This window comes from Mesorhizobium sp. P2_C5_2, from assembly GCF_056404535.1.
Window position 1 is genome coordinate 1 of record NZ_JBFUDV010000010.1, and the last position, 18,548, is coordinate 18,548.

The 18,548-nt window shown below is 60.3% G+C and carries 13 protein-coding genes and 1 pseudogene; 4 read left to right on the top strand and 10 right to left on the bottom strand.

What is annotated here, in order from left to right; translation table 11 throughout:
- On the bottom strand, nt 1-235 hold a 235-nt coding region (locus AC1D1B_RS28515), incomplete at its 3' end, for an alcohol dehydrogenase catalytic domain-containing protein (protein ID WP_477336479.1).
- Nucleotides 236-352: 117 nt separating this feature from the next.
- On the opposite strand from AC1D1B_RS28515, the gene pdxR reads away from it, so the two are divergent.
- Nucleotides 353-1,747, top strand: a complete 1,395-nt coding sequence (gene pdxR / locus AC1D1B_RS28520) for a MocR-like pyridoxine biosynthesis transcription factor PdxR (protein ID WP_477336481.1) — start codon at nt 353-355, stop codon at nt 1,745-1,747.
- A 225-nt stretch (nt 1,748-1,972) separates the two neighbouring features.
- Here pdxR and AC1D1B_RS28525 read toward each other — a convergent pair whose 3' ends face one another.
- On the bottom strand, nt 1,973-2,428 hold the full coding sequence (locus AC1D1B_RS28525; protein ID WP_477336483.1) for a cupin domain-containing protein: 456 nt from the start codon (nt 2,426-2,428) through the stop codon (nt 1,973-1,975).
- A 125-nt stretch (nt 2,429-2,553) separates the two neighbouring features.
- On the opposite strand from AC1D1B_RS28525, the gene AC1D1B_RS28530 reads away from it, so the two are divergent.
- The gene (locus AC1D1B_RS28530) at nt 2,554-4,107 is read left to right on the top strand and encodes a winged helix-turn-helix domain-containing tetratricopeptide repeat protein (protein ID WP_477336485.1); all 1,554 of its coding nucleotides are present in this window, start codon (nt 2,554-2,556) and stop codon (nt 4,105-4,107) included.
- A gap of 80 nt (nt 4,108-4,187) precedes the next feature.
- Here the strand turns inward: AC1D1B_RS28530 and AC1D1B_RS28535 are convergent, their stop codons facing one another.
- Genes AC1D1B_RS28535 through AC1D1B_RS28545 form a run of 3 tightly spaced genes read right to left on the bottom strand, consistent with a single transcriptional unit; the run spans nt 4,188 to nt 6,787 of the window.
- On the bottom strand, nt 4,188-4,703 hold the full coding sequence (locus tag AC1D1B_RS28535) for an MFS transporter (RefSeq protein ID WP_477336487.1): 516 nt from the start codon (nt 4,701-4,703) through the stop codon (nt 4,188-4,190).
- A 29-nt stretch (nt 4,704-4,732) separates the two neighbouring features.
- Nucleotides 4,733-5,362, bottom strand: coding sequence for an MFS transporter (locus AC1D1B_RS28540; RefSeq protein WP_477336489.1), 630 nt, complete (start codon nt 5,360-5,362; stop codon nt 4,733-4,735).
- 21 nt (nt 5,363-5,383) lie between these two features.
- Nucleotides 5,384-6,787 (bottom strand): FAD-binding oxidoreductase, encoded by a 1,404-nt coding sequence (locus AC1D1B_RS28545; RefSeq protein ID WP_477336491.1) that lies wholly within the window; start codon nt 6,785-6,787, stop codon nt 5,384-5,386.
- A gap of 98 nt (nt 6,788-6,885) precedes the next feature.
- Between AC1D1B_RS28545 and AC1D1B_RS28550 the strand changes: the two genes are divergently transcribed.
- Nucleotides 6,886-7,791, top strand: coding sequence for a LysR substrate-binding domain-containing protein (locus tag AC1D1B_RS28550; RefSeq protein ID WP_477336493.1), 906 nt, complete (start codon nt 6,886-6,888; stop codon nt 7,789-7,791).
- 87 nt (nt 7,792-7,878) lie between these two features.
- Here the strand turns inward: AC1D1B_RS28550 and AC1D1B_RS28555 are convergent.
- The 4 genes and pseudogenes from AC1D1B_RS28555 to AC1D1B_RS28570 all read right to left on the bottom strand — a co-directional run.
- Nucleotides 7,879-8,352, bottom strand: a pseudogene (locus tag AC1D1B_RS28555) (urease accessory protein UreH domain-containing protein); the annotation flags it as partial.
- 76 nt (nt 8,353-8,428) lie between these two features.
- Nucleotides 8,429-9,208: an ATP-binding cassette domain-containing protein gene (locus tag AC1D1B_RS28560; RefSeq protein WP_477336776.1), complete on the bottom strand. Its 780-nt coding sequence runs from the start codon at nt 9,206-9,208 to the stop codon at nt 8,429-8,431.
- A gap of 10 nt (nt 9,209-9,218) precedes the next feature.
- The gene (locus AC1D1B_RS28565; protein ID WP_477336495.1) at nt 9,219-10,259 is read right to left on the bottom strand and encodes an ABC transporter permease; all 1,041 of its coding nucleotides are present in this window, start codon (nt 10,257-10,259) and stop codon (nt 9,219-9,221) included.
- A 19-nt stretch (nt 10,260-10,278) separates the two neighbouring features.
- Nucleotides 10,279-11,268 carry a substrate-binding domain-containing protein gene (locus AC1D1B_RS28570; RefSeq protein WP_477336496.1) on the bottom strand — a complete coding sequence of 330 codons (990 nt, stop codon included), beginning with the start codon at nt 11,266-11,268 and terminating at the stop codon, nt 10,279-10,281.
- Between the two features lie 416 nt (nt 11,269-11,684).
- On the opposite strand from AC1D1B_RS28570, the gene AC1D1B_RS28575 reads away from it, so the two are divergent.
- Complete coding sequence (locus AC1D1B_RS28575; protein ID WP_477336498.1) at nt 11,685-17,273, top strand: trifunctional serine/threonine-protein kinase/ATP-binding protein/sensor histidine kinase; 5,589 nt, start codon at nt 11,685-11,687, stop codon at nt 17,271-17,273.
- A 276-nt stretch (nt 17,274-17,549) separates the two neighbouring features.
- On the opposite strand, the gene AC1D1B_RS28580 is transcribed toward AC1D1B_RS28575, so the two are convergent.
- Nucleotides 17,550-18,332 carry an alpha/beta fold hydrolase gene (locus AC1D1B_RS28580; RefSeq protein ID WP_477336500.1) on the bottom strand — a complete coding sequence of 261 codons (783 nt, stop codon included), beginning with the start codon at nt 18,330-18,332 and terminating at the stop codon, nt 17,550-17,552.
- Between the last annotated feature and the right edge of the window lie 216 nt (nt 18,333-18,548).

Below are 18,548 nucleotides of genomic sequence, written 5' to 3' on the forward strand. Positions count from 1 at the left end.
GCGGTGACCACTCCGCGGTGACCACTCCGGCCAGCTCGTGCCCGGGGATCGATGGCGTTCGGTCTCGGTCGACGCGATCAGTCCAGGTCGAGGGCCACGTCAGCTCAGTCGGGACGAATCCCGACGCATGAACCTGAACGACGACGTCGTTTATAGCCGCTTGTGGCTCGGGTCGTTCCGCCAGCTTCATCCCGGCCGTTCCCGCGGCCTGGTCCGTTACTACGATTGCCTTCATCGGAATTGTCTCCTCCGTCATTTGTCACGTGGCGATGGCCGGTAGATATGTCCAGCTCTGGTCACGAAACAGGACCAAGATTGGCGGGAATGATGGTACCGTTGCGCCATGGCCACTATGTCCATCCATGTCGACCGCGCCGCGAGGACGCCGCTGGCCACGCAGATATACAGGGCGGTTCGGGACGCCATCGAGACGGGGCGGCTGGACCCGGGAACAAAGCTTCCTTCCTGGCGTGACATGGCCGCTCAGCTCGGCGTCTCGCGCGGCACCGTACGCGTCGCGTACCAGCGCCTCATTGACGAGCAGTTCGCGGTCGGCGCCGGCGCGGCGGGCACCCGTGTCGCCGAGGGCCCGTCGCCTTCGTCGGCGCCCTTGTGGTCGCCAGACGTGCCGCCCTTGCCGGAGTTGTTCCATACCTATGGAACGCCGCCCCTGCCCTTCCAGATGGGCGTGCCTTCGCAAGACGCCTTTCCGTTCAAGCTGTGGTCGCGCGTCTGCGCGCGAGCGGCGCGGCGGGGGGCGGCCGCGCCGGTCAGCTATCCCGATCCCCGGGGTGATCCGCAACTGCGAAAGGAGATCGCGGCCTATGTCGGGATCGCGCGGGGTCTGCGGTGCAGCCCCGCCCAGGTGTTCATTACTGCAGGCTATTCCGGAGCGATCGGTCTGGCGTTGCGTGCTCTGCGCGTCGAGGGATCGCGAGCCTTGATTGAGGATCCGAGCTTCCCGATCACACGCAAAGCGCTCGACCTGGCCGGCATCACCGTGACGGCCATACCGGTCGACGTCGAAGGCCTCGATGTCGCTATCGGCATCCGGAGCGCTCAGGACGCAGCGCTAGCGATCGTCACGCCAGGGCAACATGCACCGCTCGGGATGACGATGTCGCTGACCCGCAGGCTTGCGTTGCTCGCTTGGGCTCGGCGGAGCGACGCCTGGATCATCGAGGACGATTATCTGAGCGAGCTGCAACTGACCGGCCGGGCGGCTCCGGCGCTCGCTTCGCTCGATCACGGTGGACGGGTCCTGCATATTGGCAGCTTCAGCAAGACGATCAGCCCTGGTTTGCGCCTCGGGTTCGTCGTTGCGCCCATCGAACTGACTGGCCGGTTCGGTGACGTATGCGCGTGCCTGGCGCCGGCTTCAGCCGTAGCGCTCCAAGGCGCGGTGGCCGAGTTCCTGCGCGAGGGGCACTATATTCGGCATTTGCGGCGCATGAAGCGCCTCTACGCGTCTCGGCGGCAGGCCCTGCTCGAGGGCCTCGCACAGGTCGGATCGGAGTCGCTGAAAGTCGAAGCCACCGCTGGCTTGGCCGTCATTGTCTCGACAACGGCCTCTCTGTCGGACGTGGAGATCGCGCGCCGCGCACGCTCGTTCGGCCTGGCTCCGTCGCCCCTCTCTCAATGGTGCGTCCGATCACCCCCGTGGCAGGGGCTCTTGCTCGGCGTGACCAACGTGGATACGCGTCGGCTTACACAGTATTGCCGACAGCTCGCGGAAGCGGCGCAATAGCGCCACTTGCGCTCAGCGATCCTTGAAGGGCCCGATCCTGCAATGGACTGCTCCTGCCCCTTCGCTTGGGGACACCGCCGTGTCAGCAAGCCACCCATTGCGGTCATTCGGCCGGAACAGTCAGAAGGACCGTTTAGGGTCAGCTTCAGACCTTCGTTCCACCGGGCTCAGACGCCAAAAGCCGCCATTCCGCTGTCGGCCCCCAACCCGACATCGCACTTAAGCTCATGTTGTCAGGGTCGACAGTTGATCGGTATCGTAACGGTTCCGCAGGTCAGCAAGCGCTGTCGGATCCGGAGAACCGTGCGCAGCCAGCCTAGCAAGCTCCTCGAAATAGTGCTCCTGTCCAGGCGGAGAGACGGTCATCAGCACCCGCGCCGGCTCTTCGCTGACATTGGTGATGTTGTGCGGAACGCCCGGTGGAATGAACAGGTACGTGCCCGGGGTCGCGCGGATCGACTTATCCCCGACGTGCCAGACGCATTCGCCCTCGAGTACGTAGAAGGTTTCCTCCTGCACGCGATGAACATGGAGGCCGGTGGCGAAACCGGCCGGGATCGTCCAGTCGAACATGCTAGTGTGCTTTGTATCCTCGCCAGTAACAAGAAATGCCATCGGATAACCGCGCAGCATGACCCCATTGTTCTCGCCTGGCATGCGAATGACGGGAGCGACGCTCATTTGATCCTCCATTGGCTCGGTGCGATTCGGCAGGCACCTGGTCAAGATGCGCTCGACATTTCGACAAGTCGTGAAGCGGTTCCGAAATCGTTGCGAAAAATTCCCAAACGGTATCTTCTTCGCGAATGGCGACAACCCTTGCGTTTGGCCCGTTTCGCCTCGACACCGATGCTGGAATTCTATTCCACGGCGTCGAGCCGACGCCGCTCGGCCAGCGGGCGGTTGCGCTGCTCGCGCTGCTCTTGGAGCAGGCGGGCGCGCCGGTTCCGAAGGAAGCGCTGATCGAGGCGGCCTGGCCCAAACAGGCCATCGAGGACAGCAACCTGACGGTCCAGATTGCGGCAGTCCGGCGGCTCTTTGAGGAACTGGTGGGTGGCGCATGCTGGATCGAAACGCTGCCGCGACGCGGCTATCGTTATGTTGGGCCGGCGGTCACGGGCGCAAGCCGGGATCCGACAGTGGGGGGTGCGCCAACGGCAACGCTGACATTGCCGGACAAACCCTCGGTCGCGGTTTTGCCGTTCTCGAACCTGAGCGGCGATCCTGCACAGGATTATTTCGCCGACGGAATAGTCGAGGACATAATCACTGGTCTGGCACGCATCAATTGGCTCTTCGTCATCGCGCGTAACTCGACATTCGTCTACAAGGGGCGCGCGGTGGACGTGAAGCAGGTCGGGCGCGAGCTTGGCGTCCGCTACGTGCTCGAAGGCAGCGTGCGGAGAGCCCATGATAGAGTCCGCGTGACCGGCCAGATGATCGATGCATCGACCGGCGCCCATGTCTGGGCCGAGCGGTATGACCGCAGCTCCGATGATATCTTCGCGCTTCAGGACGAGATTGCGATATCGGCTGTCGGAGCAATCGCACCGAGCCTGCGGCGTGCCGAAATCGACAGGGTGAAGCGCACTCGTCCCGATAGCCTAGATGCCTACGACCTTGTGCTGCGGGCCCAACTTGACGTTGATTCCGGCATGCCTGAGCGAGTGATACGAGCGCTCGTGCTGCTCGAACGTGCCATCGAGCTCGATCCGGCCTATGCGCTGGCGCACGGCAACGCCGCCATGTGCCACCATTGCCTCTTTCTCCGCGCCGGCTTGCAGGAAGCAAACCGTGCCGCTTCGGTCCGCTATGCCCGCTCCGCCGTCCTCCCTGGGCAGGACGATGCGTCCGCGTTGACCTTGGCTGGATTTTCCATCGGCATGGATGGACATGACCGCAAGGCTGCTTTCACCGCATTGGAGGCCGCACTCGCCATCAGTCCTTCATCCGCCCTGACCTACATTTTGGGCAGCGTCATCCTCGGATGGGGCGGAGAAGCGGAGCGAGCCATCGAGTGGAGCGAGCGAGGCATGCGGCTAAGCCCATTCGACCCGTGGGCTTTCGCCGCTTTCGATGCACAGGCGATGAGCCATTTGCTGCGCGGCCGCCATGACGAAGCCTGTCGCGCCGCTTACCGGTCCGTTCAGGCCAATCCCGCACATAGCATCACTTACGTGCAATTGGCCGCTGCCCTTGCCAAACTCGGCCGGCTGGAAGAAGCGAGGGCAGCTGCCGCGCGGGTGCTCGAACTGCATCCAACGTTCAGTTATAGCCGCCAGTTTGCGGGCGTGAATTGTGCTCCGGCGCTCGCGGAGTGCCTTGGTGATGCGCTGCGTGCCGCTGGACTGCCAGAGTAGAGCCATAGAATCGGTCAGACCGGAGCCGGGACAACCGTGCTGATGTCGCCGTACCAGCGGTCCCGGCGCAACCAGCCGCCTTACCTGGATGGAACCACCATCGGCTGTGGGAGGCGGCTGATCCGATGGAATGACCAAAGGAGGAGAGGGCACACGAGGAGTGCGGCAGCGCCGAAATCGAGCGCGCCCATCGCGGTGCCGGCCCAAACAGCAAGTTTGCCGCCAATCGCCGGCCCAGCCAGCATGCCGGCATAGTAGACAGTGTAGAACACCCCCATCCCGATCGATCGCGTCCTCTGATCGAGCAGCCGCGCGGGCAAGCTCATAATCGCGCCGGCAGGCAGGCCGCATACGACCCCCATGGTAATGATGAGGGGCAGCACTGGTCCGCGTCGCGACAGAACGATCATCAGGAGTGCAAAGCCGACACAGCCCAAGGCGAGAACCGCGCCGCCGTGCTTGGTGCGATCGGTCAGGAAGCCACCCAGGGGGACCGAAAGGGTGGCCAGCCAAAGTACGACGCTGATCGTCGATCCCGCCGCAGAGTTGGACCAGCCGCGCTCAACGAGCATCGACGGACCGAAGCTGAAAACCATTGCGAAGCCGACATTGTAGAGGCACCAGATCAGGCCGGCGGCAATGAGGCATAGGTTGTCCCCGCCGAAATGCCAGAGCGTTCGATCCCGCCGGCGGGCCGCACCTCCGGCGTGCGATAGATCAAGGTCATTAGGCCGATGCTGGCGATGACAAGCATCGAAACGGCAACGTCCACGGCGGTCATCCCGAACGTCGTTCCGATTGCCGGCAGCAGCAGGAGAGCGATGGCGATGCCTGCTGGCCACGAGTTGATGTAGATGGCCATGGCGGTTGCGATTTCCCGGCCGGTAAACCAGTCGGCGACCATCTTGGTCATCAGGACGTTGAGGAGGACACCGCCTGTGCCGCCGATCAGCCGGCCGCCGATCTGCAAACTCCAGGACGTCGACGCCGTCATCAGCATTTCACCCGCCAGCATCATCAGGAGGCCGGCGAGAACGGTCGCCTTGTCGCCATAGCGCTGACCGATAGTCGCGCCGGGCAGGGCCAACGCTAGTCCCGGTGCAAGATAGAGGCCGATCAGAATACCTATGTCGGCCAGGCTCGCACCGAGGCTGTCGCTGATAAGAGGCGCGACGGCACCGACGCTCTGAAACTGAAACGCCATTGCGGCGCGGGCGACAAACAGGACAGCAAGGATCGTCCAGCGACTGCGCACGGTTCCCCCTGATATTCCGAACTATTCAGGCCTGATATTCTGGTTCAATCGAAAGAAATTGGTCGGGTCGTATTGCTTCTTGATAGCGGCGAGGCGCGCATAATTGGCGCCGTAAGCATCACGCACGCGCTCGTCACCCTCATCACCGAGATTGTTGGCATAGACGCCGCCGGTTGAGAATGGCCTGACCGCATTCCACAGGTCGCGCGCCCAGCGGATATTTGCCTCGTCATCGGCCGGATCATCCCAGATCGCGATCGGGAAGCAGTCAAGCGCCGCATCGCGGTTGGCGTAGGGCGAGTGCGACGCCGGCACACGGGCGATCGCGCCGCCGACCTGCTGGAAAACCAGCAGGGAGGAATGATTGGGAGCCCTCGCGTAACTGTCGAGCAGCGCCTCGATCGCACCATCGCTGATCTCGCGCAGGAACTGCGCTTTCCAGTAATAGCGTCGCCCGCGTGGAAAGAGGCTGTCGCCCGCCGATTGAATCTGGAGGTAAGGAACGGCCTGAAGGCGACTGTCGATGGGGGATCCGAATTTCATCAGAGGCGCAATGACAGGTCCGCCAGCTTCGGGTGACCCGACATAGCAAGCCGAGATGCTGAAGCCCCGGTCACCGGAGGGCAGCGTTACGAGCGCGGCATCGACGCTCACCTCGTCCGGGGCGTCGCGGGAGAATTTGTCGTAAAACCGCATGGCCTGGCGCGCATGATTGTAATCGTGCAGCACCGAGCCCACGAGAAGCGCCGGGCCGACCGGGTGCAGCCGGTATTCGAACGCCGTCACGATGCCGAAATTGCCGCCGCCGCCTCGCAAGGCCCAGAACAGGTCGGGATGCTCGCTGGCGCTTGTCCGCAACAGCCGTCCCTCGGCGGTGACGATTTCAGCCGCGATCAAATTATCGCAGCTCAGTCCGTGCTTTCGCCCGAGCTTGCCGAAGCCACCACCCAGCGTGAGGCCGGCAATACCGGTGTCGCCGTTCACGCCCATGGTCGTCGCGAGGCCGTGCGCCTGTGTGGCGGCGTCGAACTCGCCGAGGGTCAGGCCGGCTTCGGCCCTGGCGATGCGGCGCTCGGGATCAACGACGATTTTCTTCATGCGGCCTAGATCGATCACCATCCCATCGTCGCAGACCGACAGGCCGGCGACGTTATGGCCGCCGCTGCGAACGGCTACGAGGCAACCTTGCGACCTGGCATAGGTCACGGCTTGCACGACGTCATCGGGATTGGCGCAAAAGACGATTGCGGCAGGGCGTTTGTCGATCGCCCCATTCCAGACCCTGCGCGCCTGGTCGTAGCCTGCGTCCGCCGGCAGTACTAATTCGCCTTGCAAGCCCTGCCGTAGCCGTTCGATCGCCGCAATCGAGGAAGGGGATCGGCCCGAGAGCACGTCGGTCTGTAGTGGAAGCTCCATCGTTGCCATCCTCGGTTCCAACGGGACCACGTTCTCACAGCGCCCGGCCATCTGCAAAAGCGAAATTCTTAGCTACTGGATGAGCGGAATTCATCTACACTGCCGGCATGAAGAACAGTCCGCCGCTGCGCGCCTTGCACGCCTTCGAGGCCGCAGCCCGGCATGGCAGCTTCAAGGCCGCGGCGGCGGAGCTAGGCGTCACGCCGACAGCGATCAGCCACCAGATCCGCCTCCTGGAAGAGATATGCGGTCGCAAGCTGTTCCAGCGCCGGCCGCGCCCGCTTGTGCTGACGAGCGCGGGAGCGCGGCTGTTTCCTATTCTGCGTAACGGCTTCGATCTTCTAGCCGGCTCCCTCGCCGCGGTCGCCGAGCCGGATGTCCAAGTGCCATTGCGGGTGACAAGCCCGAATGCTTTTGCCAGCCGATGGCTGGTGCCTCGCTTGCCGAAATGGCGAGAGGCCAATCCGGCCGTGCCGCTGGAAATCATAGGGACGGACGCGTTGCTCGATCTGCGCGCCGACGCCGCGGACCTGGCGATCCGTTACACACGTCGCCCGCCTGTGGGCTTTGCGGGGCAAGAGCTGTGCCGCGATTCCTTCTTTCCAATTTGCAGTCCGCGATTGCTGGCCAGCGATGGGCGGGCGATCGAGCGTGCCGCCGATCTCCTGCGCTATCCGTTGATCCATTTCGACTGGATGAACCGGGATCCGGACGCTCCCACCTGGCGCAGATGGCTGGCGACGGCCCGTTCGATCGATCCGGACCTGATCGAGGACAAAGCCTGGGATTTGAGCTTCCGCGAGGAACTGCATGCCATCGAAGCGGTTGTCGCCGGGCAAGGCATCGCGATCTGTAGTGACGTTGTGGTTGGCCGCGAACTGGAAAACGGCACGCTCGTTAAAGCGCATCCATTGTCGTTGCCGGGTTACAGCTTTTATGTCGTATGGATGCACCACAGTCCGCGATCCGCGACAATAGAGTCCTTCCTGACGTGGATGAGAACCGTCATATGAGACTGGATCATCTCGTATGGTCCGGCGAACCCGATAACAACGATATCTTCCACTAGCTCACGCAGAAGCCCGAAAGTCCAAGGCCTCTTAACGCGACGAAATTTCCCACACGGCGACACCAGCAAGCACCAAACCGGCGGTATCTTCGATGCTGCGGGAAATGGCATCGAACAGGCGTGGCCGGTTGTCAAAAAAAAGCACCAGCCGTTCACGGAACAAGATCGAGAGAATGGCGACCGTGGATAGCGTCAGCGCCACGCCGGCCATCATCGTGAGGGCAAAGAGAAGGCCGGCCACCGGAACGCCCCTGGAGATGGCGAAGGTCATCACAAACAGCGTCAGGGGGCACGGGATCAGGCCGGCCATGACACCGACGGCCTCACCCTCATGCCGGTGATGATGGCCGTGGCTCAGCGCCCGCCATATCATCCACAGGCCGATTAGCCCGAGCAACCCACGGCTGACGTCCTCGAGCAGCGGCGCGCGGCCGACGCTGCCAAGGGCGATCGAGACAAGCGGCAAAGAGAGGGCGGCGATAATCACCGCGATGGTCACGTGGGTTCGGCGTTGCCGGCCGGTAACGCACTCAAGGGTTTCGACACAGTTTGCCTGACAATTGCGACCAGGCTGAGGGCTGTCATCCTGCGCCGCGTTCCATAGTTCCGTTCGCTTCATCAATCTTGCCCGCCATCATCCTCATCAGTTGGGTTTCCGTGAGGTCAGACCTCTTGAAGGTTCCGAGTTGCCGCCCGAGAAACAGAACTACGAACGTATCTCCGATCGAGTAAGCATGCTGGACGTTATGCGTGACCAGGATCACGCCGATTCCTGCCTCTTTCGCTCGCTTCACATGGCCAAGCACGATTTCGGCCTGCTTCACGCCAAGGGCCGAAGTAGGTTCATCGAGAATGAGAATACGAGCGCCGAAATGCACGGCTCGCGCGATCGCGACGCATTGACGTTGACCGCCGGAGAGCGTGTTGATCGGCCTACGCACGGCGGCGGAGTTGACGCCTAGATCACGCAGAGCGTCCTCAGTTGTCGCGATCGCTCTGCGGGAATCAAATCGCTGGAACGGCCCCCAGCCAATCCTTGGCTCTCGCCCGAGAAAGAAATTGCGATACACGGGCATGATAGGCACTAGAGCGAGGTCCTGGAAGACCGTTGCTATGCCTCTATCAAGTGCGTCCGTGGGCGAACCTAGACGCACATTGATACCTGATATGCGCACGCTCCCCTTGTTGGGCTTCTCCACGCCACTCAAAATTTGGACCAGCGTGGACTTGCCGGCTCCGTTGTCACCGAGCAGGCAGACCACCTCGCCGGGCCGGACGGAAAGAGTCACGTTCTCCAACGCCGAAACATTCTGGTAGAATTTTGAGACGCAGACGGCCTCTAGGTAAGGTTCATTGTTTATGAGCCGCCCCCTACGGTTTCATCGCCTTCAATCGCGTGTAGTTATTAATGAGCACCGCTATCAGAAGCATTAGACCAAGAAATGTCATGAACCAGACGTCGGGCAGCGGAGTGAAGAAGAAGCCTTGGTCGACCATGCCGAAGAGAAGCGCGCCGAAGAGGGAACCGATCGGCGACCCATAGCCGCCGGTCAGGAGCGCACCACCAATGACGGCCGCCGTGACCACCTCGAATTCGCGTCCCACCGCTGCGTTGGCATCGCTCTGGTTTATGGCAAAGATGTCCAGCGCTGCGACCAACGTCGTCGAAACCGCAACTGATATATAAAGTAAGATTTTCACCTTTTTGACGGGAATCCCCAACCGCACAGCGGCCCGCTGGTCTCCGCCCGTCGCGTAGATCCAATTGCCGAAAGCGGTCTTTTCCAGAACCCATGCCGCTAGCATCGTTATAAGGATCCACCAGACTAGGGAAATCGAGAAGGGGCCGATCGAGGATGCAAACAAAACCGCCAACGGATCCCCGACCGTGACATCTCGGACGCCGTCCACGGTGCTGGTGCCGATTAACATCCGTAAGCCGCCTTGCGCAGCGCCGCGCAGAATGAACAGCATTGCGAGGGTTATGATAAAGGAGGGCAATTTGGTCTTCACGACCAGGAAGCCGTTGATCGTTCCAACGATTATTGCCGCGACGAGGGCGACGGCTAGGGCTGCCGGAAGCGGCCAACCGCTGTGAACCAAAAGATAGCCTAGAATCGACTCGCTAGCCGCGACCATCGACCCAACAGAAAGGTCGAACTCGCCCGCAACCATTAGTAGCGTGACTGGCGCGGCGATAATGCCGATCTCCGCCCCGACTTCCAGATAGTTGCGTGTCATCGGCAGGGTGAGGAACCCTGCCTCGCCCGTGAAAACAGCGAAGAAGACAAAGACGATGATCGTCCCGGCGACAGCGGTCAATTCCGGGCGCGCAAACACGGAAACGATGTGCCTGGCACTCATGTTACCCTTGGTGCCGCTTTGAGATGCAATGACATGCAGCGTCTCCAACCCTGATTCTGGATACTGCTTAGCGAGTGGAGGCCTCAAGTCTGTTGACGTTGTTCGGGGTGATGACGACTGGCCCCGTAACGAGTACCGGCTCCGCTGGTTGGATGGCTTGGCGAATGTACAAGGCCAGCATTACCACGGGATAGTAGCCTTGAGCGTATTGTTGGGCATCAAGGGCGAAATCAAGTTCGTGCGCTTTGAGGGACAGCATGGCGCCCGCTGTCAGATCGATCGTGCCCCAGTGCATCCCTTTGCCGCGGTCACCCAAGTCGGAGCGGACCTGGGTCATTGCCGCGATGCAACAGCCACCGATGGAGAATACGGCGTCTATCGAGGAGTCCTTTTGCAGTTGCGACTCCGTAATCGTCTTGATCCGGTTTGAATTGTTGAAATCAGTCAGGGGAATCTCCGCCAACGCTGACGTTCCCGTAAATGCCTCCTTGAACCCGTTTGTACGCGCATCAAGGAAGGGCAATGCGCCGATAGGGGCGGTGATGATCAGCGCGTGTTTCGAGCCGAGAGCATTGAATTGTGCCGCGCCCACCGCGCCCTGCTTGCCGGGGTTATCGCCAACGAACGCCAGTGCGCCGACATTTGCAACCTGATCGCCCCCTTGATTGACGACAATCACCGGAATGCCGGCGTCCGACGCCTTCTTGATAGTCCCGTTTAGCGACGCGGGCGTTGGATCGGACACAATAATGCCGTCAGGTTTGGCAGCTATCGCGGCTTCGAGGTTTCGGCGCTCCTGGTTGGGATCATTAAGATTATTTTCGATGCCGCGATATTGCACCTTCACGCCAAGGTCGTTGCCTGCTTGCTCTAGACCTTTGATAACGCCCGCCCAGTATGTATCGGACGCTGGCGAATGGGTGACCATTATTAAAGTTGGCTTGGCGATGGCGGCGCCTTCGAAGCCGAAAACGAGCGCGAGTGAGATGGCTACAAACCCGAGTTTATTGACCATGATTTTTCCCTCCGTTGCATCCCTTGCGCTCTTCTTGAGCACCAACTCCCGTCCCGCGGCGGAGCCGGGCATTCCGCATATCTAATGAATGTACCAAACCCCATCTTTTTGGCAAATGAGACAGGCACGTTTCACAGAATGGGGACCCCGAATTCAAGATCGCGAAGCTGCTCAAAAGTGCGGATCGGCGCGAGCCGCTCGCGCGACGGCTTCGCCACCTTGGCCGCCAGAACTCGTTCAAACGCCCTCGCCACGGATGCAGCAGTGACAGCGGCTGGTCAGCGTCTGTCTTTTCGAAATTGACCCGCCATATGGACAGCGCTGCGTTTTTTTGGCCTGAATCTCGGCGGACTGTCACCGAATAGTGGCACCGCAGCGAGCGGAGCCTAGTCAGTAAGGTTTCTTTGTGAAACGGTCCTCTGCCAGATCCAATTTGGAAACACCGTGGAGCCTGATGGATGGATCCGCAGATCTCGCTTGGTGGGCGCGAAGGCGGTCCGCAACTTCTATGGGACGACGGCGAGCGCGCTCTCTATCGAGGAATACTCGCTTACAATAAAGCGCCGCCACGCAATGTGCTTGCGCTGCGTTTGACCGCGGCGCTCCCGCGGCCGGCGAGCATCGCTCATCTCGAGCATGAATTCGGACTCAAAGACTATCTTGAAAGTGAGTGGGCCGCCCGGCCGCTAGAACTCGTTCGCGACCGCGATCGAACAATGCTGATTTTAGAGGACCCCGGTGGCGAAACGCTCGACCGGCACATCGGCGAACCGATGTCCGTACCTCAATTCCTTCAGTTTGCTATAGGCACCGCCGCGGCTCTGAGCCAAGCTCATCAACGGGGCATTGTCCACAAGGATGTGAAGCCGACCCACATTCTGGTTGATGGGACAAGCGGACGAGTGCGGCTGACCGGATTTGGCCACGCTTCCCGTCTACCCCGAGAGCGTCAGGCACTGAGTTCACCAGAGGTCATGGCGGGGACGCTCGCGTATATGGCGCCCGAGCAGACCGGGCGGATGAACCGCTCGATCGACTCTCGTAGTGATCTTTATGCGCTCGGGGTGGTCTACTACCAAATGCTGACGGGCGTGTTGCCATTCACCACATCCGACCCCATGGAATTAATTCATTGCCACATTGCTCGGACTCCAGCGCCGCCAAGCGAACGAGTAGCGAATATCCCGGTCGCGATCTCCCGTATAGTCACAAAGCTGCTCGCAAAGACAGCCGACGAGCGCTACCAGACCGCGACTGGGGTTGAGCATGATCTCCGGCGCTGCCTGATACAGTGGCAAGCCGAGGGACGGATCTCGCCGTTTTCCACGGGCGTCCTCGACACGCCCGATCAACTATTGATGCCAGAGAAGCTCTACGGGAGAGAGCTCGAAATCGCGTCCTTACTGGGCGCTTATGGCCGCGTCGCGACGACCGGAACGCCGGAGTTGATGCTAATCAGCGGTTATTCCGGGATTGGAAAATCCTCGGTCGTGAACGAGATGCATAAGGCCTTCGTGCCGTCTCATGGTCTTTTTGCTTCGGGCAAATTCGAACAGGAAAAGCGCGATATTCCGTACGCAACCGTCGCACAGGCCTTCCAACGGTTGATCCGCAGCTTTTTAATGAAGAGCGACGCCGAACTGGAAGGCTGGCGCAGGGCATTGCGCGAGGCCATAGGGACACAGGGACAGCTTCTAGTCGAACTCATGCCCGAGCTAAAGCTGATCATAGGCGAGCAACTCCCCGCTCCAGATCTTCCTCTGCAGCAGGCCCAGCAGGCATTCCAAATCGCCCTTCGACGCTTCGTCGGCGTATTCGCCACTGCAGAACATCCGCTGATACTCTTCCTCGATGACCTGCATTGGGCCGATGCGGCGTCGCTCGAACTCCTCGAAGATCTGATGACCCACTCCGATCTGCGCCACCTGCTGGTGATTGGCGCGTATCGAGACAACGAAGTCGACCCGACCCATCCGCTCGTGCGCAAGTTGGAGACCATTCGAGGCGCAGGCTTTGTAGTCGAACAGATCAGGCTGACGCCCCTTAGCCGAAAACGTCTTGAGGAGTTTGTCGTGGATGCGTTGCGTTGCGCACGGGCGCACGCCGTCCCTCTAGCTCGGATCCTTCATGAAAAGACCGCTGGTAATCCCTTCTTCGTAAAGCAGTTCCTATCGGCGCTTGCCGACGAAGGCTTGGTCGCATTCGATCCAACCATCGGCGGGTGGTCCTGGGATCCCGACCGCATTCGCAGCAAGGCATACACTGAGAACGTGGTCGAACTAATGGTCGGCAAGCTCGGGCAATTGCCAACAGATACGCAAGCTGCACTGCAGCAACTCGCTTGTCTTGGGACGAGCGCCACTACCGCGATGCTTTCGACGGTGCTCGCAATCTCAGAGAACGATGTCCACACGGCCCTCTGGGAGGCTGCCCGCCGCGACTTCATCGAGCGGAGCGACGAGTCATATAGATTTATTCACGACCGGGTGCAGGAAGCTGCCTATTCGCTGATTCCACAGGAAAGACTGGCGGAGGCGCACCTTCGGATCGGTCGACTGTTAGTCCTGTACACGCCGCCTACGCAGCGAGAGGAGATGAACTTCGACATCGTCAATCACCTTAACCGCGCCACAGCACTGATCTTCTCGCAAGAAGAGCGGGAACAACTGGCCGAGTTCAATCTGATTGCAGGCAAGCGAGCCCGGGCATCGACGGCCTATCTTCCAGCACTCAAGTATTTCGCGGCTGGCGCATCACTTTTGGCAGCCGACGCTTGGGTAGGCCGCCATGAACTCGCGTTTGCCCTTGAGTTCTACCAGGCTGAATGCGATTTCCTTGTCGGTGAGATGGGAGCTGCCGACGAACGTTTGAATAAGCTCACTTCCCGAGCGGCAAATACGCTTGAGCGAGCGACCGTCGCTTGCTTGCACATTGATTTGTACACGACCCTCGATCAATGCGACAAAGCCGTTGGCATTTGTATCGGGTACCTGCGTCACTTAGGAGTGAACTGGTCGCCGCACCCGACACGAGCCCAGTTGAAGCGCGAATACGACAAAATCTGGAGGAAGATCGGCGATCGGACGATAGAGGAACTTGTCGATTTGCCCTTAATGAGCGACGCCGTTTCTCTCGCCACGCTGGACGTGCTCACAAGGATCTTTCCGTCGGCGCTTTTCACCGATGCAAATCTTCTTTCGCTAGCCATCTGCCGCGCGATTAATCTGAGCCTGGAGCAAGGACACGGCGACGGCTCATGTGTCGCTTACGTCTTTTTCGGCAAAATAGCCGGGCCGCAGTTCAGCGACTACAAAGCAGGATTTCAATTCGGTCAGCTCGGCTATGAATTGGTAGACAAGCGTGGCCTCGAGCGATTTCGAGCACGGACCTATCTTTGGTTTGCGCAGTTTTCATTAACCTGGACCAAACATGTGAGCGTCAGTCGAGCGCTTATTTGGCGGGCATTCGAAACGGCGACAAAAGTCGGCGATCTGACCTTTACTGTGTATAGCTTCGATAACCTCAATACGAATTTCTTAGCGGCAGGCGATCCACTTGAAGTGACCCAGCGCCAGGCTGAGCAAGGCCTAGAGCTCGCCGAGCGCGCACAATACAACCACATAATCGATATCATGAAGACGCAGCTCGGTGTCATCCGAAGTTTGCGGGGGCTAACGTACAAGTTTGGTTGTTTCGATGACGAGCATGTGAACGAGATTGAGCTAGAACAGAGCTTCGCGGCCAACCCAGCAACGAAGCAACCCGAATGTTGGTACTGGATTCGAAAACTTCAGGCGCGCTTTTTTGCAGGAGAATATTCCTCAGCATTAATCGCTGCGGCAAGAGCGCGTGAATTACTTTGGACATCCGCCGCTATGTTTGAAACGGCAGAATATCATTTCTATGCTGCGCTTTCCCTTGCGGCCTTCCGCGATCCCGTCCTTGCAAAATCTGCCGATCCTTCATCCCAGTCTTCCGCATTGTCCACCGAGGCCTTAACAAAAGCAGCTGCCCCAGAGAAAGAGAGTTTGGAGACGTTGGCGGCGCATCAGAAACAGCTCGAGGTATGGGCGGAGAATTGTCCGGAGAATTTCGAAAACCGGGCGGCGCTAGTCGGTGCGGAGCTTGCGCGGCTGGAGGGTCGCGATCTCGAGGCAGAGCGTTTGTACGAGCAGGCTATTCGCTCCGCCCACGTCAACGGCTTTATCCACAATGAGGCGATCGCCTATGAAACAGCCGCGCGCTTCTACGCCGCCCGCGGCTTTGAGGACTTCTCCGAAATATATCTTGCAAGAGCGCGCGACGGCTATCTGCGCTGGGGCGCATTGGGCAAGGTGAGGCAGCTGGAGGCCTACTATCCCACATTGGCTACTGCCGATCCATCTCTAGGGACGAGAGAGGCAACAACGTCGGCTCAGCTGGACGTCGAGACCGTCGTCAAAGCATCTCAGGCGCTTTCAGGTGAGATGGCCCTTCCCAAGTTGATCGAGCGGCTCATGCGAATCGCGGTGGAGCATGCCGGGGCCGAGCGGGGGTTGTTGATCCTGAGCCGGGATACTGAGCTGCGGATCGAAGCGGAGGCTACGACCACCGTGGACGAGATCGCGGTCGCACCTCGGCACGCAGCCATCACGCCGTCCGATCTGCCTCAATCCGTGCTGCGTTACGCGATCCGGACCCGGGAGCGCGTGCTCTTGGATGATGCCTTGTCCGATGACGTGTATTCGCAGGACGAATATGTGCGGCTGAAGCACTCAAGATCGGTTTTGTGCCTGCCAATCGTCAAGCAAGCGAAGCTTGTCGGCGCATTATATTTGGAGAACAACCTCACCCCGGGCGCCTTCACGACGGACCGGGTTACCGTTCTGGAGCTCCTGGCTTCACAAGCTGCGATTTCACTGGAAAATGCGGCGCTCTACACCGATCTGCAACGCAGCGAAGCTGTCCTGGCTCTAGGGCAAGGAATAAGTCACACCGGCAACTTCGGTTGGAGCGTTGCAGGCGGGGAGTTTTACTGGTCTGCGGAACTCTACAACATCCTTGAATACGATCGAGGTGTCCAAGCCTCCATGGATCTCGCACTACAACGAATTCATCCCGACGACGGGGATCGTGTTCGGCGGCTTCTTGACAATGCGATTAGGGAAAAGACGGATTTCGATAGTGAACATCGATTGTTGATGCCGGACGGCAGAGTGAAGCATGTGCACACCTCTGGCCGAGCGGTCAATGCCGGCAACCTCGACTTTGTGGGCGCCGTTCGCGACGTTACAGAACGCGTGCGGGCCGAAGAGACGTTGCGCCGCGCGCAGGGCGATCTCGCCCATGTGGCACGTGTGGCGACCCTCAACGCGATGACCGCCTCTATCGGGCACGAGGTGAGCCAACCTTTGTCTGGTATCCTGACCAACGCCAGCACCTGCGTGCGGATGCTGACCGCCGACCCCCCCAATCTGGCCGGCGCCACCGAAACGGCGCGGCGGATGATCCGAGACGCCAATCGCGCCTCTGAGGTGATCAAGCGCTTGCGCACGATGTTCTCCAAGAGCCCCCAGTTCATCGAGCTGGTCGACGTCAATGACGCCGCGCGGGAAGTGCTCGCCCTGTCGGCGGGCGAGTTGCAAAGCAGCCGTGTACTTTTGCAGACGGATTTCGCGGACAGCCTCCCTCTCGTCAGCGGCGATCGTATCCAGCTGCAGCAAGTCATCCTGAACCTCTTGCTGAACGCCGCCGATGCCATGGCCGAGATCGAGGATCGCCCAAGAACGCTCGTGGTCAAGACGGACCTCGACAACGACGGCAGCGTCAAGCTGGCGATTCGGGACTCAGGCACAGGCGTGGATCCGGACGCCGTCGAAAAACTGTTCGCACCCTTCTACACGACCAAGGCAAACGGAATGGGCGTTGGCCTGTCGATTTGCCGTTCGATCATCGAAAACTACGGCGGCCGTCTATGGGCGACTGTCAACGACGGGCCGGGCGCGACGTTCAGCTTTTGCATTCCAGCCGCTTCCCATGACCGCGTAGCCCCAATCAATGCGGCATGATGTCGGTCCGGTAGCTCCAGAATAGGTCTGTCACCAGAAAGCGGACATCACCACCAGCGACTCCAAGCCGGCTAGGTGGCGCGACCTTTGGCGGCGGATGAACTTCTCAATCCTTGTCACCAACGACCACCTCCACACTTGCAGCGGGTCCGGACCAACTTGGTCACCGCCGTCAGCATAGCCAACCCAGTTCGCGAGGCTATTCAGTGTTGGAAATGCTGCAGCGTAGGTTGCTCAAGCTTCGAACTCGTTTTTTCGGGCGCTTGCGGCGCGTCATCATTTTGCGTTCGCTGCATCCTCAATCAGCGCGGCCACCTCATGGGGGTGGGAAACCATCACCAAATGGGAAGCCCCTGGGACGACCACGGTCTTCCGCGCATGGGCGCGGTCAGCCATGAAGGCCATCGCAGCGGGCGGAATGTTGCGGTCTGCTGCGCCGTAAATCGACCAGGACGGAATGGTTTTCCAGGCCGCCCGAACCGCTCGGTCGGCCAGGGCGGCCTGATTCACCGGGCGCTGGGCCGCAGCCATCAGCCGCGCGTCGGCCTCAGGGACATCAGCGGCGAACTGGGCCGGAAATTTGTCCTGCTGGATGTATAGGTCCTGCTCGCCGTTTGGCAGATTGACTGGGGGCGCGAGGGCAGGCCCGAGCGTACTTCCCGGAAATTTGCCAGTCAGTTCGAGGCTGCTCTCACCAACGTCGGGCTCGAAGGCAGCAACATAGACGAGCGCCGTCACATTAGATACCTGGTCCGCCATAGCGGAGATCACCGCCCCAGCGTAAGAGTGGCCGACGAGAACGACCGGCCCTTTTACTGAACCAACGACGCTTGCGACATGGGCCGCGTCACCACCGACGCTTCGCAAAGGATTGGCCGCCGCGATCACTGCGAACCCGTCCCGGGTCAGATCCGCGATCACGCCGTTCCAGCTGGCGGACTCCGCAAAGGCGCCGTGGACCAAGACTATGGTGGGCTTCGGGTCACTGGCGAGGGCGGCAGTGGCGCCGGCCAGACTAAATGCCCCAACGATCACGCCAATATTGACGAAGCTGCGCATGGCCCAACCTTTCTAATAAATGCCTGATCATCAGAGCCGCGCAGTGACGCCAAATCTATTGAACGAAGGTGTCGTCGATACCTTGGTGTCTAAGTGGATTCAGCTCGAACGGCGCGATCGACAACCCGAACTCGAGCCGCCACCTCTTTGCCGTGCGTGGTCATCTCAAAATTGAAACACGTGGGAAATGCTGTGGGTCGTGCATAAGCCCCTACG